General features: G+C 70.3%; 21 protein-coding genes and 1 riboswitch. Of the genes, 9 read left to right on the top strand and 12 right to left on the bottom strand.

What is annotated here, in order from left to right; translation table 11 throughout:
• Positions 1-86 precede the first annotated feature (86 nt).
• A riboswitch (glycine riboswitch) is annotated at positions 87-191 on the bottom strand.
• Between the two features lie 289 nt (positions 192-480).
• Genes NKJ47_RS15960 through NKJ47_RS15950 form a run of 3 tightly spaced genes read left to right on the top strand, consistent with a single transcriptional unit; the run spans position 481 to position 2,730 of the window.
• Positions 481-1,731 carry a multidrug effflux MFS transporter gene (locus NKJ47_RS15960; protein WP_254458805.1) on the top strand — a complete coding sequence of 417 codons (1,251 nt, stop codon included), beginning with the start codon at positions 481-483 and terminating at the stop codon, positions 1,729-1,731.
• Between the two features lie 50 nt (positions 1,732-1,781).
• On the top strand, positions 1,782-2,195 hold the full coding sequence (locus NKJ47_RS15955) for a hypothetical protein (protein ID WP_254458804.1): 414 nt from the start codon (positions 1,782-1,784) through the stop codon (positions 2,193-2,195).
• A 4-nt stretch (positions 2,196-2,199) separates the two neighbouring features.
• Positions 2,200-2,730: a GNAT family N-acetyltransferase gene (locus NKJ47_RS15950; protein ID WP_254458803.1), complete on the top strand. Its 531-nt coding sequence runs from the start codon at positions 2,200-2,202 to the stop codon at positions 2,728-2,730.
• A gap of 23 nt (positions 2,731-2,753) precedes the next feature.
• Here the strand turns inward: NKJ47_RS15950 and NKJ47_RS15945 are convergent, their stop codons facing one another.
• The 3 genes from NKJ47_RS15945 to NKJ47_RS15935 all read right to left on the bottom strand — a co-directional run bounded on the left by NKJ47_RS15945 (position 2,754) and on the right by NKJ47_RS15935 (position 7,348).
• Positions 2,754-4,784: a M2 family metallopeptidase gene (locus tag NKJ47_RS15945; protein ID WP_254458802.1), complete on the bottom strand. Its 2,031-nt coding sequence runs from the start codon at positions 4,782-4,784 to the stop codon at positions 2,754-2,756.
• Between the two features lie 126 nt (positions 4,785-4,910).
• Positions 4,911-6,572 carry a phosphoethanolamine transferase gene (locus NKJ47_RS15940; RefSeq protein ID WP_254458801.1) on the bottom strand — a complete coding sequence of 554 codons (1,662 nt, stop codon included), beginning with the start codon at positions 6,570-6,572 and terminating at the stop codon, positions 4,911-4,913.
• Complete coding sequence (locus NKJ47_RS15935; protein ID WP_254458800.1) at positions 6,569-7,348, bottom strand: phosphatase PAP2 family protein; 780 nt, start codon at positions 7,346-7,348, stop codon at positions 6,569-6,571. Before NKJ47_RS15935 ends, NKJ47_RS15940 begins: the two co-directional genes overlap by 4 nt.
• Positions 7,349-7,697: 349 nt before the next feature.
• On the opposite strand from NKJ47_RS15935, the gene NKJ47_RS15930 reads away from it, so the two are divergent.
• Both NKJ47_RS15930 and NKJ47_RS15925 read left to right on the top strand, forming a co-directional pair.
• Positions 7,698-8,399, top strand: coding sequence for a response regulator transcription factor (locus NKJ47_RS15930; protein WP_010340248.1), 702 nt, complete (start codon positions 7,698-7,700; stop codon positions 8,397-8,399).
• Positions 8,389-9,696 (top strand): sensor histidine kinase, encoded by a 1,308-nt coding sequence (locus tag NKJ47_RS15925; protein ID WP_254458799.1) that lies wholly within the window; start codon positions 8,389-8,391, stop codon positions 9,694-9,696. Before NKJ47_RS15930 ends, NKJ47_RS15925 begins: the two co-directional genes overlap by 11 nt.
• 7 nt (positions 9,697-9,703) lie before the next feature.
• Here NKJ47_RS15925 and NKJ47_RS15920 read toward each other — a convergent pair whose 3' ends face one another.
• From NKJ47_RS15920 to NKJ47_RS15900, 5 genes are all read right to left on the bottom strand, one after another.
• Positions 9,704-10,201, bottom strand: a complete 498-nt coding sequence (locus NKJ47_RS15920) for a hypothetical protein (protein WP_254458798.1) — start codon at positions 10,199-10,201, stop codon at positions 9,704-9,706.
• Between the two features lie 126 nt (positions 10,202-10,327).
• Entirely contained in the window at positions 10,328-10,585 is a 258-nt protein-coding gene (gene minE, locus NKJ47_RS15915; RefSeq protein WP_017910131.1) for a cell division topological specificity factor MinE, read from the bottom strand.
• 2 nt (positions 10,586-10,587) lie between these two features.
• Positions 10,588-11,397 carry a septum site-determining protein MinD gene (gene minD / locus NKJ47_RS15910; RefSeq protein ID WP_254458797.1) on the bottom strand — a complete coding sequence of 270 codons (810 nt, stop codon included), beginning with the start codon at positions 11,395-11,397 and terminating at the stop codon, positions 10,588-10,590.
• A gap of 36 nt (positions 11,398-11,433) precedes the next feature.
• The gene (minC, locus tag NKJ47_RS15905) at positions 11,434-12,189 is read right to left on the bottom strand and encodes a septum site-determining protein MinC (protein ID WP_254458796.1); all 756 of its coding nucleotides are present in this window, start codon (positions 12,187-12,189) and stop codon (positions 11,434-11,436) included.
• Between the two features lie 2 nt (positions 12,190-12,191).
• Positions 12,192-12,785, bottom strand: coding sequence for a GNAT family N-acetyltransferase (locus NKJ47_RS15900; protein WP_010341204.1), 594 nt, complete (start codon positions 12,783-12,785; stop codon positions 12,192-12,194).
• Between the two features lie 140 nt (positions 12,786-12,925).
• Here NKJ47_RS15900 and NKJ47_RS15895 point away from each other — a divergent pair, with 140 nt between their 5' ends.
• The 4 genes from NKJ47_RS15895 to NKJ47_RS15880 all read left to right on the top strand — a co-directional run bounded on the left by NKJ47_RS15895 (position 12,926) and on the right by NKJ47_RS15880 (position 16,861).
• Positions 12,926-14,116 carry a sensor histidine kinase gene (locus tag NKJ47_RS15895; protein ID WP_254458795.1) on the top strand — a complete coding sequence of 397 codons (1,191 nt, stop codon included), beginning with the start codon at positions 12,926-12,928 and terminating at the stop codon, positions 14,114-14,116.
• Positions 14,116-14,757 carry a response regulator gene (locus NKJ47_RS15890; protein ID WP_254458794.1) on the top strand — a complete coding sequence of 214 codons (642 nt, stop codon included), beginning with the start codon at positions 14,116-14,118 and terminating at the stop codon, positions 14,755-14,757. The genes NKJ47_RS15895 and NKJ47_RS15890 overlap by 1 nt, the downstream gene beginning before the upstream one ends.
• A gap of 475 nt (positions 14,758-15,232) precedes the next feature.
• Positions 15,233-16,387: a polyketide cyclase gene (locus NKJ47_RS15885; RefSeq protein WP_254458793.1), complete on the top strand. Its 1,155-nt coding sequence runs from the start codon at positions 15,233-15,235 to the stop codon at positions 16,385-16,387.
• 102 nt (positions 16,388-16,489) lie between these two features.
• Positions 16,490-16,861, top strand: coding sequence for a DUF423 domain-containing protein (locus NKJ47_RS15880; RefSeq protein WP_254458792.1), 372 nt, complete (start codon positions 16,490-16,492; stop codon positions 16,859-16,861).
• Between the two features lie 194 nt (positions 16,862-17,055).
• Here NKJ47_RS15880 and NKJ47_RS15875 read toward each other — a convergent pair whose 3' ends face one another.
• From NKJ47_RS15875 to NKJ47_RS15860, 4 genes are all read right to left on the bottom strand, one after another.
• Positions 17,056-17,496 carry a hypothetical protein gene (locus NKJ47_RS15875; RefSeq protein ID WP_254458791.1) on the bottom strand — a complete coding sequence of 147 codons (441 nt, stop codon included), beginning with the start codon at positions 17,494-17,496 and terminating at the stop codon, positions 17,056-17,058.
• 121 nt (positions 17,497-17,617) lie between these two features.
• Positions 17,618-18,214 carry a hypothetical protein gene (locus NKJ47_RS15870; protein WP_254458790.1) on the bottom strand — a complete coding sequence of 199 codons (597 nt, stop codon included), beginning with the start codon at positions 18,212-18,214 and terminating at the stop codon, positions 17,618-17,620.
• Positions 18,211-19,020 carry a M15 family metallopeptidase gene (locus NKJ47_RS15865; protein ID WP_254458789.1) on the bottom strand — a complete coding sequence of 270 codons (810 nt, stop codon included), beginning with the start codon at positions 19,018-19,020 and terminating at the stop codon, positions 18,211-18,213. Before NKJ47_RS15865 ends, NKJ47_RS15870 begins: the two co-directional genes overlap by 4 nt.
• A 104-nt stretch (positions 19,021-19,124) precedes the next feature.
• Complete coding sequence (locus tag NKJ47_RS15860; protein WP_254458788.1) at positions 19,125-19,943, bottom strand: APH(3') family aminoglycoside O-phosphotransferase; 819 nt, start codon at positions 19,941-19,943, stop codon at positions 19,125-19,127.
• Positions 19,944-19,988: the final 45 nt, after the last annotated feature.

Raw genomic sequence — 19,988 nt, 5'->3', positions numbered from 1 at the left:
AGGAAGGCACGAGGAGGCGAGGACATGCGCAATGCCGTCGTCGGACCGCGGCGGCGGGCACGATCGACGGGAAGCGCGTGTCCTCCCAATGCCCCTCTGTCCTTTTGCCTGAGAGTTTGGAAGCGGCGGCTGACGCCGCGCTTCGTGCCCCTTCGGCGCCGGGTTTGACCGGTCTCTCCAGAGTCTTGGTGCGGGTGGTATCGGGCCTGAGCGATTACGGGCGTTTGCGCCTTCGGCAGCGGGTCGCCCCGCTTCTCCCACCTTGCTGCATGGCGATTATAGCGTGGCCGGGGGCGCGCACGGCGGAGCCCCGGCACCGACGCCAGGCTGAATGGGCAGCTGCGGCGGATGCGCCCAGGCGGCCGCAGCGCGTATCATGGCCGCACTCCCTTCCTTTCGCGCCTGTCCATGCCGGACGGCGTCGTCGCGTGTGCGTCCGTCCTGCGGCCGCCGCGGCCGGTTTTTTAGGACGATGTCCCCATGACGCTCCCATCCGTGTCCACACGCCGCATGGCCCTGCTGCTTGCCGGGCTGGCGATGTTCGGCCCGTTCTCCATCGACACCATCTTCCCGGCGTTCCCGCAGCTGGCGCAGCGCCTGCACGCCGATCCGGTGGCGATCCAGCAGACGGTGAGCGTGTACCTGCTGGCCTATGCGCTGATGGGCCTGGCGCACGGGCCGCTGTCCGACGCGCTGGGGCGCCGGCGGGTGATCGTCGCCGGGCTGATCGTGTTCATCCTGGCCTCGGCCGGCTGCGCGCTGTCGCGCGACCTGCCGACCCTGCTGGCGTTCCGCGCGCTGCAGGGCGTCTCGGCCGGCGTCGGCATGATCGTCGGCCGCGCGGTGATCCGCGACCTGTTCCACGGCGACGATGCGCAGCGGCTGATGAGCCAGGTCTCGATGCTGTTCGGCATCGCCCCGGCGATCGCGCCGATCATCGGCGGCTGGATCCTCGGCAGCGGCCGCGGCTGGCCGATGATCTTCTGGTTCCTGGTCGGCTTTTCCTCGCTGCTGCTGGTGGCGACCCTGCGCTGGATGCCGGAGACGCATCCGCCGCAGGCGCGCACGCCGCTGGCGCCGCGCAGGCTGCTGCGCGACTACGTCGGCATCGCGCTCAATCCGCGCTTCCAGCGCCTGGCCGCGGCCGGTGCGTTCAATTTCGGCGGGGTGTTCCTGTACATCGCCTCGGCGCCGGTGTTCATGATCGACCTGCTGGGCAAGACCGAGCGCGACTTCGCCTGGCTGTTCCTGCCCACCATCGGCGGCATGACCCTGGGCGCATTCCTGTCCGGGCGCATGGCCGGGCGGTTCGGGCCGATGCGGCAGGTGCGCATCGGCTTCGTCTGCTGCGGCCTGTCGATGGTCGGCAACATCGCCTACACCGCGCTGGCCCCGGCCATCGCGTTGCCGTGGGCGGTGCTGCCGATCTTCTTCGCCGGCCTGGGCACGGCGCTGATCTTCCCGATCCTGGCGCTGGCGGTGCTGGACATGTATCCGCGCCAACGCGGGCTGGCCTCGTCGCTGCAGGCCTTCACCCAGTTGATGGTCACCGTGCTGGTGGCCGGGGTGCTGTCGCCGCTGCTCAGCGGCCATGCCCTGCACCTGGCGCTGGGCTCGGGCGGGTTCTTCCTGCTCGGCTGGGGGTTCTGGCGCTGGGAACGGCGCAGCGGCAAGCGCTTGCCGCGGCCGGATGCGCAGGTGCCGCGGCTGGAACCGGCCGACCCGCTGTGAGCCGCGCCGCGGTTGGGCTATCGTCGTCGGGTCATCGTTGAGGAAACCGCATGTCCATCCAGTCCAAGCCGCGCCGCGACCTGCGCAAGAAGCTGGCCGAGCGCCTGCGTCACCGCGCCGAGGGCGTCGCACCGGCCGCGCCCATCGAACCGCATGCGGAACTGCGCGACCAGCAGCGCACGCTGCTGGCCGGCATCGTGCGCCGCGACGGCGAGTGGGTGCTGGGCATGGACGGGCGCATCGCCGGGCAGAGCGAGAGCGCCGCGCAGGTGCTGTCGCTGATCATGCAGGCGGCAGAGCTGCACGAGCGCGCCGGTACGCCGGTGCGGCTGATGTACTCGGACGCGTTGAAGGATGCCGCGCAGGCCGACGCGCAGGCGCAGGGCCTGAGCTTCGAGGAGTTCAAGACACGCCACGCCCAGGCCATGCGCCGCGACGACGGCGGCGCGGCGGCCCCGGCCTGAGACCATGGGCCAGAGCGCCGGCCAGGCTGCGCAGGAGGCGGTGTCGCTGGCACGGGTGCGGCGCCGCGACGGCGTCGCGCTGATCCAGGCGCACCGCGCCAGCGTCGCCCTGCATCATCCCTGGAGCTATCCGTTCACCGACGTGCCCGGGTTCGAGGCGTGGTACAAGCAGACCCTGGACGGCAGCAACATCGCGCTGCTGGCGCGCGAACGCAGCAGCGGCGCGCTGGCCGGCCTGTTCACCTTCAGCCAGGTGGTCGGCGGCTGCTTCCAGAGCGCCTACCTGGGCTACCACGCCATGGCCGGCTGCGAAGGCCGCGGGCTGATGACGCATGCGCTGCGCCTGTGCGTGGGCTACGCCTTCGCCGAGCTGGGCCTGCACCGGGTGGAAGCCAACATCCAGCCGGACAACACCCGCTCGCTGGCCCTGGCGCAGCGTGCCGGCTTTCGCCGTGAAGGCTACTCGCCGCGCTACCTGCGCATCGGCGGGGTGTGGCGCGACCACGAGCGCTGGGCGCGGCTGGCGGACGACTGATCCGGTAGTGGGCGCGTGGCTGCTTAGCGCTGGCGCGGTGGCGTCGTCGGCGCTGGCGTGGGCGCGGATGCAGCGGGGGTGGCCGCACTGGCTTGCGCCGACGCCTGCGCCGCGGGATCCCACCCGCACATCCGCCCCTGGTTCTGCTGCTTGAGCCACTCCTGCATCGGTGCGAAGTACTCCAGCAGTGGGCCGGCGTCGATGCGCTCGCTGCCGGTCAGCTCCTTGAGCGTGGCCTGCCACGGCTGGCTGGCGCCGCGCTGCAGCATCGACCAGAACTTCTGTCCGGCTTCCTTGTTGCCGTAGAAGGTGCACTCGTACAGCGGCCCCTTGTAGCCGGCGGCGTCGCACAGGCTCTTGTAGAACTGGAACTGCAGGATGTGCGAGAGGAAGTAACGGGTGTAGGGGGTGTTGGCCGGCACGTGGTACTTGGCGCCGGGGTCGAAGAACGCCTCGCCGCGCGGCGTCGCCGGCGCCACGCCCTGGTACTTGGCCTTCAGTTCCCACCAGGCCTGGTTATAGCGGTCCGGGGCGATCGAGCCGTCGAACACGCCCCAGCGCCAGCGGTCGATCATCAGGCCGAACGGCAGGAACGCGACCTTGCTCAGGGCCATGCGCATCTGCGCGTTGATCAACGCCTCGCGTCCGACCTGCGGTGCGTCGACCAGGCCGATCGAATGCAGGTACTGCGGGGTCATCGCCAGCACCACGGTGTCGCCGATGGCTTCGTGGAAGCCGTCGTTGGCGCCGGCCTGGAACAGCGGCGGCAACGGGTTGTAGGCGAGGTCGTAATAGAGGTGGCCGAGCTCGTGGTAGATGGTGGTGAAGTCCGCTTCGTTCGGCTTCACGCACATCTTTGTGCGCACGTCGCCGGCCATGTCCATGTCCCAGGCGCTGGCGTGGCAGACCACGTCGCGGTCCAGCGGCTTGATGAACTGGCTGCGCGTCCAGTAGCTGTCCGGCAGCTTGGGCATCGCCAGCGAGGTGTAGAAGTCCTGTGCGCGCTCGGTCATCTGCCGCGCGCTGAGCAGTTGCGCCTCGCGCTGGGCCATGAACCGCGCTTCCGCCGAGGTATCGCCGTTGCGCCGCGCCAGCGCCGCGCTCAGGTCGCCCTGGTACTGCCGTTCCAGCGCGTCGGTGATGTCCAGGCTGCCGGCGCCGGGATAGGGCTGCAGCAGGTCCCACAGGTTGCTCCAGTCCTGCTGCCACATGTTGCCGAGCAGGTGCGCCGGCAGCAGGCCGCCGGCGAGCTCGCCCTTGTCCTTGCCGTACTCGGCGTCGAGCTTGCCGCGCGCGTAGCAGTGCAGCTGTTCGTAGAGCGGCTTGACCTGGGTCCACAGCCGGTCGGTCTCGGCGGCCAGTTGCGCCGGCGGCATGTCGTAGCCGCTGCGCCACAGCGCGCCGGTGTCGGCGTAGCCCATGTCGCGCGCGCCTTCGTTGACTAGTTCGACGAAGCGCTGGTAGTCCTTGCGCATCGGCTGCACGGCGGCGTGCCAGCCCTGCCAGGCGTCCAGTTGCTGGTCGTAGTCGCGGCTGCGGCGCAGCACGTCCTCCAGTTCGCCCAACTGTCGGCAGCGGCGCGCATCGCCCTCGCCGGTGCAATAGGAGGCGGCGCCGTAGGCGCCTTCCATCTTCGTCGCCAGCGCGGCCAGTTCGGTCAGCCGCGCCGGATCGCGCGGTGCCGGCATCGCGGTCATCTGCTGCAGCAGGCGCAGCGCGCGGGCGCTGTCGGCCGACATCGGCGTGCCGTCGTAGCGCCGCGCCTGCGCGATCCAGCCGTTGAGGGTGGTCAGCCAGCGTGCGTTGGCCCTGGCCGCCAGCCGCTCGCTGTCGCCGTTGATGTAGGTCGCCGACAGCCATTGCGCCGCGGTCAGTTCCGGCAGCAGCGCGCGGTACTCCTCGTTGATGCGGGCCACGAACTGGTCGGCGCTCTCGCCCTGGGGCTGGGCCGCGGCGGGGGCGGCGGTCTCGGCCGCGGGTTCCTTGCGGCAGGAAGACAGCGTCAGCAGGCTCGCGCCGAGACACAGCGCGAGCAGCGGAGAGCGGTGGTTCACGGCGAATCCTTGCAGGGCGATTGCCCGGAAGGCTAGTGGCCCGCCCGCACCGCCGCAAGTTCGGGCGGCGCGCCGTTGGCCGCGCCGCCGTGGCCGATCAGGCGACGGCCGCGCGTGGGCGGGCGGTCACTGCGGCTTGGCGCACTGCGCGAACAGGTCGCGCGCGTGGTCGTAGACGCCGGTCCGCACCTGCATCAGCCCCAGCACCGACGGGAACAGGTTGTCCTGGTTGGCATAGCGGCGCGAACGCGCCTGCAGGCAGGCCAGGTCCAGGCCGCGCGCGCTGGCGAAACCCGGCGAGAACCACATCACCATCGGCACGTGGGTCTGCTCCTGCGGCGCGATCGCGTAGGGCACGCCATGCAGGTACAGGCCCTTTTCGCCCAGCGACTCGCCGTGGTCGGAGAGGTAGATCATCGCCGTGTCGTAGTCGGGCATGGCCTGCAGCGCGTCGATGGTGCGCGCCAGCAGGTGGTCGGTGTACAGCAGCGAATTGTCGTAGGCGTTGGTGATCAGTTCGCGGCTGCAGTTGCCCAGGTCGGCGGTGTCGCAGGTCGGGGTGAAGCGGCGGAACGCGGCCGGATAGCGCTCGAAATAGCTGGGACCGTGGCTGCCGAGCTGGTGCAGCACCACCACGCGGTCGCCGGGCTTGGCGCGCACCTGCGCGGCCAGGTCCTGCAGCAGGATCTCGTCCATGCAGCGCCCGTCCTTGCACAACTGCGGATCCTTGGCATCGTCCAGGTGCTGGATCTGCAGGCCGTCGCACACGCCCTTGCAGCCGGACTGGTTGTCGCGCCACAGCGTGCTGATGCCGGCATGTTCGAGCACATGCAGCAGCGACTGGTGCTTGCGGATGTTGCTCTCGTTGTAGTCGTGGCGGCCGAACGGCGAGAACATGCACGGCACCGAGACCTCGGTGCTGGTACCGCAGGAATGCATGTCGGGGAAGTTGATCACGTCGCGCTTGGCCAGTTCCGGCGTGGTCTGCCGGGCGTAGCCGTTGAGGCCCCAGTTCTGCGCGCGCGCGGTCTCGCCCAGCACCACCACCAGCAGCCGCGGCTTGCTGCCCGGCGCGCGCGCGGTGGCCTTGGCGTCGTGTTCCAGCGGCAGCTTCGGCGCCTTGCGCGTGGGGCTGTCGGACTTGAAGTTCTGCCGCAGCGCGACCAGGTAGTTGATCGGCGTGGCCAGGTAGCGGATCTCGCGATGGTTGCGCATCATCGCCGACAGGTCCTGGAACGACAGCATCGCGCCGATGCCGCCCAGCGCCAGCATGCCGACCAGGAAGCCGGCGCGGATCGCCAGCGCCTTCAGCGGCGAACGCCGGATCAGCCGCACCCGCCACAGCACCAGGATCGGCAGCGCCGCGTAGAACAGCAGCGGCGCGATCAGCGCCGGGGTCATCAGCTCACGCGATTCCTTGTGGTCGGTGGCCAGCACGTTGCGCAGCATGTCCGCGTCCAGGTAGACGCTGTAGCTGTTCATGTAGTGCGCGGCGAACGCAGTGGTGATCAGCAGCACGGTCAGCACCGGCTTGGCGATGCCGCGCCACAGCAGCAGGCCCAGCAGCAGGCCGTGCACCGCCAGCAGCAGCAGGAACAGCGACAGCGCCAGCTTCACGTCGCCGGCGTGGCCGCTCATCGCGCTGCGCCAGAACATGCCGTTGCAGGCCAGGGCGAAGAATGCGCTGGCCGCCAGCGCCAGCGTCTCGTTGCTCAGTTGCGGGCGCCAGGCCCACCAGCGGGCACGGGACGCGATGGACGGCGAGGGCGGGGCGTCGGAACGGCTCATGCGGCGGCATCGTTGAAGGTGGACGGGTGGTGGTCGGCCTGCAGCGACATCGCGCGCGGCCACAACATCGCCCGGTACAGGCCCAGTGCCACGCCCCAGCACAAGGCCAGCGTCCACAGGTCGTGCGACAGGAAATGCGCGCCGCGCAACTGCTGACCAACCCCGAACAACAGGCCTCCCCCGAGGCCGATCGCCAGCGCCGGCCAGCGCCAAGCAGGCTTGAGCGCCAACGCGACGAAGTACAGCGCCACCCAGGCGTAGCCGGCACTGGAATGACCGGCGGGGAAGCATACCCCGCGCGGCATGTCGGCTGGGCGGGTTTCGAACAGGCCCACGAAGATCCGCTCGCCGCCGTAGCGGGTCAGGTCCCAGGGACAGTCCATATGGGTCACCGACTTCAGCAACGACACCGCGCCGGTGCTCAGCGCCACCGCCAGCAGCAGGTACAGCAGCGGCTGCCGGTAGTGGCGGCCGTCGGGACGGCGCCAGACCCACACCGTCAGCGTGGCGGTGACCGCCCACGCCGCAGCGCTCAGCAGCTTGCCGTCGTGGTGGATCAGGCTACGGGTCAGCGCCGCATCCTTCAGCGCCCATTGCCCGCCTTCCCAGCGATACAGCAGGTCGGCGATCCAGAAATCGCCGCCCAGGCCCATCAACACGGTGCTGGCCAGCAGCACCAGCGCCAGCGGCACCCACAGATGGGAGAGATAGAAGTGCCGGCGTGCGCCGAGGTGGGGCGCCGCCGCAGCGGACAATCGCAGGGGCGTACTGAGCATGGTCGACGAAGGCGGCCAGGGGCGGCGGGAAAGTGGGGGCATGGTCGGGTTGCGGGTGTCGGATAGCTGTCGGAACTTCGGGATGAGCGGGCCGAGGCTTCAGCGCAGGTTGCGCACCGCCGCTGGCATGCAAGCGGCGGGCCACGGCGTTGCAGAGAGAGAGGGGGGCACGAGGGGAGGGGCGGTTAGCACTGGGCGGCGGCGGGCGGGACGGGCAGCCTGATGCCACTGTGTTGGGAACGTTTCTAGGTTTTATCGAGATTCGATCAAGACGCGCGGCCGTTCTGACGGCGTTCCGACACGCTTCCGCTAGCATGGGCGGGTCCGTCCCACGAATTCGAGCGCCCCCATGCGGCTGCTGGTCATAGAAGACAACCGGAACCTGGTCGCCAACCTGTTCGACTACTTCGAGGTGCGCGGCCACACCCTGGACGCGGCGCCGGATGGCGTCACCGGGCTGCACCTGGCCACCACCCAGCGCTACGACGCGCTGATCCTGGACTGGATGCTGCCGCGCCTGGACGGGCAGCAGGTGCTGCGCGCGTTGCGCGAGGAGCACCATGCCGACGTGCCGGTGATCATGCTGACCGCGCGCGACGAACTGCCGGACAAGATCGCCGGCTTCCGCGCCGGTGCCGACGACTATCTGACCAAGCCGTTCGCGCTGCCGGAACTGGAAGTGCGGCTGGAAGCGTTGCTGGTGCGCGCCAGCGGCCGCGGCCGCAGCAAGCTGCTGCGCGTGGGCGACCTGCAGCTGGACCTGTCCACGCTGGAAGTGACCCGCGGCGGGCGCACCCTGCACCTGTACCCGGCCTGCCGCAAGCTGCTGGAGGTGCTGATGCAGGCCAGCCCGGCCGCGGTCACCCGCGACCGCCTGGAGCAGGCGCTGTGGGGCGACGAGCCGCCGGACGGGGACATGCTGCGCTCGCACATCTACGACCTGCGCCGCAGCGTCGACGGCCCGTTCGCGGCCAAGCTGATCCACACCCTGCCGCGCATCGGCTACCGCCTGGCGGTGGTCGGCCCCCACGAGGGCGAGCATGCCGACTAGGGCCGGGCTGCGGCAGCGGCTGACCCTGTGGCTGGTGGGCTACGCGGCGCTGCTGTCGCTGGCGGTGTTCGTGCACGGCTACATCGTCAACGACCAGGCCGAGCAGCTCACCTGGCGGTCGCTGCTGACCTCCGAACTGGACCACTTCCTGGCGCGCAGTGCCGCCGACCCGGACTATCGCTGGATCGACACCCGCACCGTGAGCCTGTACGGCGACGAGGGCGGTGCGCCGCTGCCGCCGGCGGTGGCGGCACTGGGCCCAGGGCTGCACGACGAGGTGCAGCTGGAAGGCAGCGAGAAGGTGGTGCTGGTGCAGGACGTGCGCGGGCGCCGCCTGGCGCTGGCGCTGGACATCACCGAACTGCACGACCACGAGGACAACCTGGCGCTGTGGATGCTGGTGTCCAACGCGGTGGCGGTGCTGCTGCTCGGCGCCCTGGTGGCCTGGGGCATGGGCCGGGTGGTGCAGCCGCTGATCGACATGGCCCAGCGCATCGGCAGCCTGCGTCCGGACCGGCCCGGGCAGCGCATCGAGGTGCATCCGCGCGCCAGCGCCGAGCAGGTGGTGATCGCCGAGGCGCTGAACGACTACCTGGCGCGCAACGACCTGTTCGTGGAGCGCGAGCGCGCCTTCATCGACAGCACCAGCCACGAGTTGCGCACGCCGGTGGCGGTGATCGGCGGCGCCGCCGAACTGGCGCTGGAGCAGCACGACGTGCCGCCCAGCGTGCGCAACCAGTTGCTGCGCATCCGCCGTACCGCCAGCGGCGTCGGCCAGTTGATCTCGCTGCTGCTGGTGCTGGCCAAGGATCCGGCGCGGCTGGCGCGCGGCAGCGACCTGGTGCGGCTGGACCAGTTGCTGCCGGAGATCGTCGAGGACCACCGCCACCTGTGCGCGGACAAGCGCCTGGAACTGGTGCTGGCGCCGCTGCCGCCGTGCGAGGTGCTCGCCCCGCTGGCGATCGTGCAGGTGGCGATCGGCAACCTGCTGCGCAATGCCATCGAGAGCAGCGACAAGGGCCGGATCGAGATCACCATGCCGGCGCCGGGCGTGGTCTGCATCGACGATCCCGGCCACGGCATGAGCCCGGAAGAGATCAGCGCGATCTACATGCGCATGGCGCGCGGCGGCGGCAGCCGCGAGGGCAGCGGCATCGGCCTGGACCTGATCGCGCGGCTGTGCGAGCACCTGGGCTGGGCGCTGCACCTGGATTCGCTGGCCGGCAGGGGCACCCGCGCGACGTTGGACCTGAGCAGCGCCTTGAAGCGCCCTGCGACGCCGTCGCCCGCGCCGTAGGAATGCCCTAGGCCTGCGCCGGCAGCAGGCCGCGTTGCGCCAGCCAGGCGCGTGCGTCGTCGGCGTCCTGTTCGAACCAGGCGCGGGTGGAGCCGAGCCGGTAGGTGTAGCCCCAGGCGTCCATGTCCGCCATCAGCCGTGCGCGGCCCACGCCGGGCAGGGCATCGGCCAGCACGATCTGCAGGTAGCAGGTGGCGTCTTCCTCTTCCACCGAGTCGGTGGCGTCGGTATGCACCTGCGCGCGCCGCTGCGGCGGCAGCACGATCAGGTGGCAGGCCTCGTGCAGCAGCGAATGCACCGGCGTGTCGTCGCGCACGTAGACGTCGCTGGCGATCACCCCGGCTTCCGGCTCGCCCCAGTAGCTGCCGGGAATGGCGGCGCCGTCGGCGACGCGGTGCAGGGCCAGCCCGTAGCCGGCCAGCAGCGCGCGCGGCGCGTCCAGGCCGATGGCGCCTACGGTCAGCACCTGGGCGGCGGCAGCGGGAAGGGCGGCGTCGGTCGGCATCGTGTGAAGTTCGCTTGGGCGAAGAGGGCGCGGCAGCCGCACCCGATAAACGGCGGGCACGGCCCGTCGCCGCGCCGGCGCGACCGCTGCGTCAGCCGCGGCGCCGGCCACGGCCGACGCGCGGCCTCAGGGCGTCGGCCCTTCCGGCAGGGCCACGGAGATGTCGAGCACGTCGTGCTCGCCGTCCTTGACCAGGTCCACCTTGACCGCGTCGGCGTCGATGTTGACGTACTTCTTGATCACTTCCAGCAGCTCGCGCTGCAGCAGCGGCAGGTAGTCCGGGCCGCCGCGCTGGCTGCGTTCCTGCGCGATGATGATCTGCAGGCGGTTCTTCGCGGTCTCGGCGGTGTTCTTCTTGGTCTTGAGGAAATCGAATAGTCCCATGCTCACCCTCCGAACAACTTGGTGAAGAAGCCCTTCTTCTCCACGGAGATGAAGCGCATCGGACGTTCCTCGCCGAGGATGCGCGCCACGGCGTCCTCGTAGGCCTGGCCGGCCGGGGATTCGGCATCCAGGATCACCGGTTCGCCCTTGTTGGAGGCGTTGAGCACGTCGCCGGATTCGGGGATCACGCCGATCGCCTTCAGGCCGAGCACTTCCTCCACATCGGCGATGCTGAGCATCTCGCCGGTTTCCACGCGCGCCGGGCTGTAGCGGGTCAGCAGCAGGAATGCGGGCAGGCTCTTGCCGTTCTCGGCTTTGTGGGTCTTGGAGTCGAGCAGGCCGAGGATGCGGTCGGAGTCGCGCACCGAGGACACTTCCGGATTGACCACCACCACCGCGCGGTCGGCGAAGTACATCGCCAGGAACGCGCCCTTCTCGATGCCGGCCGGCGAATCGCAGACGATGTAGTCGAAGCCGTCGGCGGCCAGGTCCTTGAGCACCTTCTCCACGCCTTCCTGGGTCAGCGCGTCCTTGTCGCGGGTCTGCGAGGCGGCCAGCACGAACAGGTTGTCGAAGCGCTTGTCCTTGATCAGGGCCTGCTTCAGCGTGGCTTCGTTGTGCACCACGTTGACGAAGTCGTACACCACGCGGCGCTCGCAGCCCATGATCAGGTCGAGGTTGCGCAGGCCCACGTCGAAGTCGATCACGGCGACCTTCTTGCCGCGTCGCGCCAGCCCGCAGGCCAGGCTCGCGCTGGTGGTGGTCTTGCCGACGCCGCCCTTGCCGGAGGTGACAACGATAATTTCAGCCAAAGGACTATCTCCTGATACGTTCGTGGTAGGGCCGCGTCAGTCTTGCGCGGCGATCATGATCTGGTCCTGCTCCAGCCAGACCTGGACGGCCTTGCCACGCAGTTCCTTGGGAATATCGTCCAGCACCTTGTAGTGGCCGGCAATGGCGACCAGTTCGGCGTGGAAGTCGCGGCAGAAGATCCGCGCCTCGGTGTTGCCCTGCGCGCCGGCCAGGGCGCGGCCGCGGAGGCTGCCGTAGATGTGGATGCTGCCGTCGGAGATCACCTCGGCGCCAGCGCCAACGGTGGCCACCACGGTCAGGTCGCAGTTCTCCGCATACAGCTGTTGTCCGGAGCGTACCGCGTTCTTCTGCATGCGCCCGGGTTGCGGGCGTGCCGCCGGAGCGGGCGGCGGCGGAGGCGGGGGCGAGACCGGCGCCGGCGCCGCAGCGGGTGCGCCGCCATCGAAACGCTCGTACTGCGCGCGGAACTTGGCCAGCAGCGGCAGCCCCAGCGCCACCGACAGCTCCTCGATCTCGCGGGTGCCGTAGGCCAGCGCCACCGGCAGCACGCCGGCGTCGCGCAGGCCGTTCAGCAACGCCTGCGCGGTGGCCACGTCCGGGGTCTGCGCCAGGCCGCCGAAATCGATGATCACCGCGGCACGGCCGAACAGCTTGGGCGCGCGCTGCACGCGCTCGCGCATCTCCTGGCTCAGCCGCGCCACGTCCAGCGTGCGCACGCGCAGGTTGGCGATGCCGACCTGGCCGATCTTCAGTTCGCCGGCCTGCTCGAAATCCAGATTCACCGACGACACGCTCAGGTCCCGGTCGGGCGCTGCGCCCGCTGCAGGCGATGGGCGTGGCCGGCCCAGGGCAGGTCGGGCAGGGTGTCGCCATAGGTTTCGCGCACCCAGGCGTAACTGCACAGATCCTTCAACAGCATGCTCGCACGCACCTCCACTTCGTTCATCGTGTTCTGGCCCACTTCGCGAAAACCGAAGCTGCCATGGAACAGCAGCGCCGCATCGGCGCCGTGATCCAGAAAAACCTCGCACGCCAGTTGCGGGTAGCGCAACTCGGCGTAGCTCTGCACGTCGGCGTAGAACGCCCGGCCGACGCCGCCGCCGCGGCGGCGGCTGGCCACCACGATGCGGTCGATGTAGAAAAACTGCGGGTAGCGCTCGCGGAACCAGGCGAAATTGCTGCTGTCGTGGTCGCTGTCGCTGCCGAAGCCGACCAGGAAGCCGGCCAGGTTGCCGTCGCGCTCGGCGACGCGGAAGTACTCTGCGGTTTCGTAGAAGCGGTGCAGCTTGGCCGAATCCAGCGGCAGGATCGCCAGTCCGGCGTTGTTGTTCAGGGCCAGGACCGAATCGAGCTCGTGCTCGCGCACGTCGCGGATGACGATCGACATTGAGACTCCATTGCTGATGCGCGCGCGGCCCCGTGCGGGCCGCCAGGCCGGATTATCGCACGCGCGACCCGGGGCGGCGAGCCGCGCCGGCATGACTTCCGTGGGAGTGCAATGCGCGCCGTTCATCCTAAGATGCGGGCATGTTGGGATATCTCAGCCATACCCGCGTCCTGCGCTATGCCGGCCTGTTCACCTGGGCGGTCATCTGCATGCCGTTGCTGTACCTGTACTGGGAGCCGGTCGAGGAATCGGGACGGATGCCCAGCGGCGAGGTGTGGCTGCTGCTGGCCAGCTACCTGGGCTTCGGCGTGGTCTATTTCCTGCTGACCCGGCGCCTGCACAGCGGCGACGGCGTGCGCTGGTACGACCGCGGCATGCTGGTGCTGCTGACCATCTGCGCGCTGGCGGTCGGCTACCTGCATCGCTCCGGGCTGGGCAGCATCCTGATGATGGTGGCGGCCGGGGTGATCCCCTGGCTGCTGCCGGTGCGCGCCGGGGTGGCCTGGCTGCTGCTGAGCCAACTGGCGGTGCTGCCGGTCTACCTGACCATCGGCTTCCCGCCGTTCGAGGCGCTGATGCAGTCGCTGCTGTACGGCGGCTTCTCCATGTTCATCTTCGTCACCAGCCTGGTCGCGCGGCAGCAGACCCAGGCCCGCGAGGAACAGCGCCAGCTCAACGCCGAGCTGCGCGCTACCCGCGCGCTGCTGGCCGAGAGCGCCCGGATCAACGAGCGCACGCGCATCTCGCGCGAACTGCACGACCTGCTCGGCCACCACCTGACCGCGCTGAGCCTGAACCTGGAGGTGGCCGGCCACATCACCGAGGGCCGCGCGCAGGAGCACGTGCAGCAGGCGCATACCCTGGCCAAGCTGCTGCTGACCGACGTGCGCGAGGCGGTTAGCCAGTTGCGCGACAGCGGCGCGATCGACCTGGCGGCGGCGCTGCGGCCGCTGGCCGAGCGCGTGCCGTCGCTGCAGATCCACCTGCAGGTGGAGGAGCCGCTGACCGTTGAGGATCCCGAGCGCGCGCACGTGTTGCTGCGCTGCACCCAGGAAATCATCACCAACGCGGTACGCCACGCCCAGGCCGACAATCTGTGGATCGAGGTGCGCCGCGACGGTCCGCAGGTGGTGATCCAGGCGCGCGACGATGGCCGCGGTTGCGAGACCCTGGCCCCCGGCAACGGCCTGCGCGGCATGCGCGAGCGCCTGAGCCAGTACGGCGGCAGCCTGGACGTGGCCGCCGCGCCCGGCGCGGGCTTCCGCCTGCGCGCCGCGGTTCCCGGCGCCGCCACCCTGCTGTCGCCCGCCGTTTCCCAAGGAGTGTTGTGATGATCCGTGTGTGTCTGGTCGACGATCAAACCCTGGTGCGGCAGGGCATCCGCTCGCTGTTGGCGCTGGACGGCGGCATCGAGGTGGTGGCCGAGGCCAGCGACGGCCGCCAGGCGGTGGAGCTGATCCCGCAGGTGGTCCCCGACGTGGTGCTGATGGACATGCGCATGCCGTCGATGTCCGGGCTGGAGGCGCTGCAGGTGCTGTCGCGTGCCGCGGCGCTGCCGCCGACCATCATCCTGACCACCTTCGACGACGACCAGCTGGTGCTGGCCGGGCTCAAGGCCGGGGCCAAGGGCTATCTGCTCAAGGACGTGTCGCTGGAACAACTGGTCGGCGCGATCCGCACCGTGGCCGGCGGCGGCTCGCTGGTGCAGCCGGCGGTGACCCAGCGCCTGCTCTCCGGGCTGGAGCACATGCGCAACGACTTCGTCAGCCTGGACCGGCCCGATCCGCTGACCGACCGCGAGACCGAGATCCTGCGGCTGATGGCCAGCGGCTTCTCCAACAAGGAGATCGCCAACTCGCTGGGCGTGGCCGAGGGCACGATCAAGAACCACGTTTCCAACATCCTGTCCAAGCTCGGCGTACGCGACCGCACCCGCGCGGTGCTGAAGGCGTTCGAGCTGCAACTGGTCTGACGGGACAGGATGCCCGGCCCGGCGCAGCGCGCCGGGCGTTTGCGCGCGGGTGGTCTGAACGGGACAGGTTGACCGGTCTGACGGGAGCGATCGCGCGCGGCCCGGCCGGGTCCTGGACGACGGCGCGGCTCGGGCGAGGGGCGGCGTGAGCGCGCCGAGCCCGCGCACCGCAATGCAATGGTCTGGCCCGGGGCGCGGGTCGGCAGGTCGTGCCTGTGCCCGCCGCGGGGCCGCCGGAGCTGGCTCCGATGCGGTGAAGGGCGCCATGCGTGCGCCTGTCCGGTGCCGTCGCCAGGACAATGGTCTGGTCGCCCCTGGCCCGGTGCGCACCGCCGTTGCCGGCATGGCGCCAGGCCGTTGCGGCACGGGGCGATGCGGCATTCCGTGATGTGCTGACCACGGACGGCGAAGCCTGCTAGGATGGGCGCTTCGCTTCATCAACCCGGCCGTGGGATCGGCCCCGGAGACCTCCTGAATGACCCGTATTATCGAGTTCCTGATCGCCCTGGGGATCGTGGTTGGCCTGTTCGTCATTGTTGGCCTGGTGCTGCCCTCGGAGCGTCACATGTCCGAAAGCGTCGAGACCAATCGGCGCATGACCATCGTCTATGACACGGTCAACAGCCTGCGTCGGTTCAAGGACTGGAACCCCCTGGTGCTGCGCGACCCGCGCATCGAGCTGAAGCTCTCCGGCCCGGAATCCGGCGTCGGCGCGCGCCTGGACTACAGCTCCAAGGAGGGCTACATCGGCAAGGGTAGCTGGACCATCACTTCGACCGAGAAGAACAAGGACGTGGTCATCGCCATCGAGGACGAGACCAAGGGCAAGGACAAGACCACCACCTTCAAGCTGGAGCCGACCGGCAAGAACGGCCGCAACGTGAAGATCACCCAGGACTACTCCGTCAAGTACGGTTGGGACCTGCTGGGTCGTTACGCCGGCCTGTACGTCAGCCGCCATGTCGGCGACGACATCAAGCTGGGCCTGTCGCGCCTGGCCAACGTGCTGGCCACCGTGCCGAACGTGGACTACCGCTCCGACGATACCCCGCTGAAGGACCTGAAGGTCGTCGAGGTCCCGGCCGAGGACCTGCTGGTGGTCAACGCCGGCAACATCGACCGCGACAACGACTCCATCAAGAAGTCCATCAAGGACAACCAGGAGTGGATCAAGCGGGTGATGGACGCCAACGGCCTGGAAGCGGCCGGTCCGGTGCGCATCGTCACCACCGACTTCGGCGCCGACAAGTATGCGTTCGACGTCGCCCAGCCGGTGCGCAAGCGTGCCGGCGGCGCGAAGGACGACACCAAGAAGGATGAGAAGAAGGACGACGCCGCGGCCGCCGCGCCGGCCGATGCCACCCCGGTTGCCGCCGCTGGCGAGCCGCTGAAGGTGACCATCCCGCAGGGCGCCCCGGTGACCTACGTGCGCACCCAGGCGCACCGCTCCGCCTTCGCCAGCTACACCGGCCACATGGCGGGCCTGGATGCGGCGCGCAACGCGCTGCGTGCCTGGGCCGCCACCAGCGGCTACGACGTGACCGACCGTCCGTACGAAGCCTGGAAGGGCGGGGTGGACAAGGCGTTCACGCCGGAAGGCACCTACGACATCTACTGGGCGATCAAGTAAGTCCTGCCCCGTGGTGGACGTGTAAACCGGAACGCGCCGCATCTTGCGGCGCGTTCTGTTTATGGGGGCGGCAAACCTTGCCGCGTCCTGGAGGAAACGCACATGCTGACCTTCGATCGCCGTACGCGCGGGCCGTTCTGGCTGTGCAGCGCCGGGGCACTGCTCGCGGCCGTGTCCATCGGCCTGTCCGCCTATGCCGCGCACGGCGTAGCCGAGCCCTTGGCGCAATCGCACCTGCAGACCGCGGCGCTGTACGCCTTCGGCCACGGCGTGGCGCTGGCGGCGCTGGGCCGCCGCAGCGAGCGCCTGCTGGGGCGCAGCGGGCTGTGGCTGTTGCTGCTGGGCACGCTGCTGTTCTCCGGCAGCCTGGCCGGCAATGCGCTGGCGCAGTGGCCGACCCGGCTGGCGCCGATCGGCGGCACCACGCTGATGCTGGGCTGGCTGCTGTGGGCGATGGATGCGCTGCGACGCTGAGTCCCGGTCGCGTCAGCGCAGCACAACAGTGGGCGAAGCGTAGCGGCGAGCGCGCGTAGGCGGCGGTGTCGCCATGCGCTGCGGTGCGCACCTGCCCTAGCGCGTGGCGCCGGGGGCCGGCGGGGTCGTGTCCGCGGTGGTGGGGGCGGGGCGCGCGGACGTCCCTGAGGCCGCGCGGAACAGCGGGCCGTCGCTCAGTCGGGGCGGTGCGCCGCCGGGAAGCGCTGCTTCTGCTGCAGCCAGCGGTGGTACTGGAAGGTGCCCCACGCTGCGCTCAGATAGGCCAAGGCGACCAGCGCGGCGATGCCCAGGCCATCGGCGTTGCCGGCAACGAGATGGACGATGCGTGCGAGAACGTAGGAGGCGAGCAGCAGGCATGCGGCGATGCGGCTCTTGCGGTAGGTGCCGTACGCGAGCGCCCCTATCATCAGCATGCTGGTGCAGTGGATCAGGGCTTTGACGGAATCGCCGGCGGCAACGGCGCGGATGCTCAGCAGGAGGTTGAACGTGGTCATCAGGCCGCCGACGATCCAGCCGGCGGCGATCTTGCGCAGGATGGGAGAGGGCGCCTGCGCGGGACGCGGTGCGGTCTGTGCGCTCTGCGCCTGCGGCGTGGCATAGGGGTTTTCGGACATTGCAGCCTCCATGTGTCGGTGAAACATCCCTGACGGCGTGTGCTGCCGAAACGTCGTGGCGCGCAGCGAGGGCGGCCGGGTGTGGCCGCGGCCAACGCCCACCCGGACATCCGCAGGCGGCTCAGTCGCTGTCGACCAGCTCCACCTGCGTCCGCAGGCGCACCCAGGCGTCCTGGCTGGGATCGTTGACCGTGACCTGCACGGTGTAGGTGCCGAGCGGGTCGCTGTCCTCGAAGCGCAGCTGCACCGACAGCGGCGCCAGTTCCAGCAGGCCAGCGGCGGCCGGTGGGCCGCCCATGCCCAGCGGTCGCATCGGATCCTGCAGGGTGGTGCCGCCATCGGGACCCAGCACGCGCAGGCTCATCTGCGCATCGCAGGCGCCGCCGTTGTTGGGGCTGGGCGCGCAGCCGGAATACAGCAGTGCCACCCGCAGTATCTGGCCGCGACGCGCGCGCGCGATCGTGCGCAGGGTGGGCGCATGCGCCGGTTCGGTCTGCCCCCATTCCTGCGCGAACGCGGCGAAGTCGGCATCGTCGGCGATCTGCAGTGCGGCGGCGAAGGCCTTGTCGTGCCCGCGTTCGGCGCTGTCGGGCCAGGCCTGGCCCTGCGGATCGTGCCATTGCGCGGCGGCGCAGGCCGGCAGCGCCAGCGCCAGCACGGCCAGTGCCCGCCAGGCGGCGATGCCGGCGCGCGGCCGGGGTATGTCGGAACGGATCATGCGCGAGCGGCCTCCTGCCAGCACCAGTGCCAGGGTTCGTAGACGATGCCATGCGGGTTGTCGCGCGGATAGCTCATCCGGTAACCGAAGCCGGCGGCGTGCTCGCGCAGCCAGGCGAAGGCGGGCGTGCGCTCGAAGCTTTCCTCGGCCGGCGGCTCGCCGGGCGTGCCGATGTCCAGCGCGTGCCCGCTGTGGTGCTCGCTGAAGCCCGGCGCGGCGTTGACCGCAAGGATCTGCTCCAGGGCCTGGCCGCGGGCGGACTTGCGCGCAAAGATGCCCAGTTGATACGCGTGGCTGCGATAGCCGGAAATCGCCTCCAGCACCACGCCATCGCGCGCGGCGGCATGGCGCAGCGTGTGCCAGGCGCGTGCGGCGCCGGCGCTCAGCCACAGCGGGCGCCGGTAGCGGTCGTCGCCGGCCGCGTGCAGGGTGGCCGGTTCCGGCTGCAGCGGCAGCCCGGTGCGCTGTGCGTAGCTGTCGGCGGCCAGGCCCAGCAGCGCCAACCGCTCATGCAGCGCGTGCAGCGGCAACCAGGCCGCGGCGCCGTCCGGTGTGCCGCGTGCGGGCAGCGCGTCGAGCCGATCCAGTGCGGCGTCGATGCCCGATTCGTGCATCAGCCGTGGCACCAGTGCGTGCAGCCCGCGTGCGTTCGCGGTCGCCAGGTAGCGCCCGTCGTGCTTGCGCCGCAGCAGCCAGGTGGCCTGCGCGAGCTGGCGCGCGTCGGCGTTGCTGCGCGCGCGCAGCCGCGCGGCCGGCAGCAGTTCGATGGTCTCGGTGTTGAGCAGCAGGCGGGGAACGGTGCGCATCGGCACAGGGTAGAGCCAAGCCGCGCGCGCGGCCAGTCGCGTGGGCGATCCGGCCGGCGCCGGCGTCGGCCGTGCCGCACACGACACGCCGGGGCGGACGCGATTCAGAAGAACTCGTCGAGCAACTGGTGGAACTGCAGCCGCTGCGGGTCCGGCGTGGCGATGCCGTACGCGGCGAAGAAGGGGGCGTTGAGTTCCGGGCCGAACTCGTCCAGGCAGTGGGCCAGGATCGCCAGGTCCTGGTACGGATCGGCGACCCCGGCGCGGCCGAGATCGATCACCCTGACGACGCGGTCCGGCGCGTCGAGCAGGATGTTGTCCAGCGAATAGTCGCCGTGGCACAGCACGCGTTCGCTGGCCAGCGGCAACAGCGCGTTCATCGCCTGCCAGACCGCCTCCGCCGACCAGCCGGCACGCGCCGCGTCGAAGTCCTCGGTGTCGACCAGGCCCGCCCGCAGCCGGCGATGCGCCGCGGACAGGCGCAGCGGGTGGCGGGTGTCGAACGGACAGGTATCGATCGGGGGGGCGTGGAAGCGGCGCAGGAAACCGCCCAGCGCCTGCACGATGCGCTCCGCTTGTGCGGGCGCCTCCTGCAACCACTGGTAGGCGGTCTTGCCCGGCAGCGCTTCGCTCAGCAGCCAGGCGCCGGCGGCGTCGGCCTCGAAATGCAGCACGCGCGGCACGTCGCCCGTCGCGCGTAGCCAGTGCAGCCGGGCGAATTCGTCGACCACCTCGTCGTGCGCGGCGCCGGTGCCGCGCTTGAGATACAGATCCGGCGTGCCGACGCCGCCGAGCCGGTAGACCTGGGCGCCGGCTTCGCCGACCAGATTGCGGTGCCAGTGCAGGCCGTGCAGCCGCGCCGCCAGCGTCGGCGGCAGCGCCGGTGCGCTGGTGGGAATCTCGCGTGGCGTCGTGTCGTCCATCGGATCTTCCTGGAGGTCGCATGGTGGAGCGGGCGAGGTCGCCGC

It is taken from the genome of Xanthomonas sacchari, from assembly GCF_024266585.1.
GTDB lineage: Bacteria > Pseudomonadota > Gammaproteobacteria > Xanthomonadales > Xanthomonadaceae > Xanthomonas_A > Xanthomonas_A sacchari_C.
The sequence above is the reverse complement of the archived record's forward strand: the minus strand, read 5'-3'. Positions and strand labels throughout refer to the sequence as shown.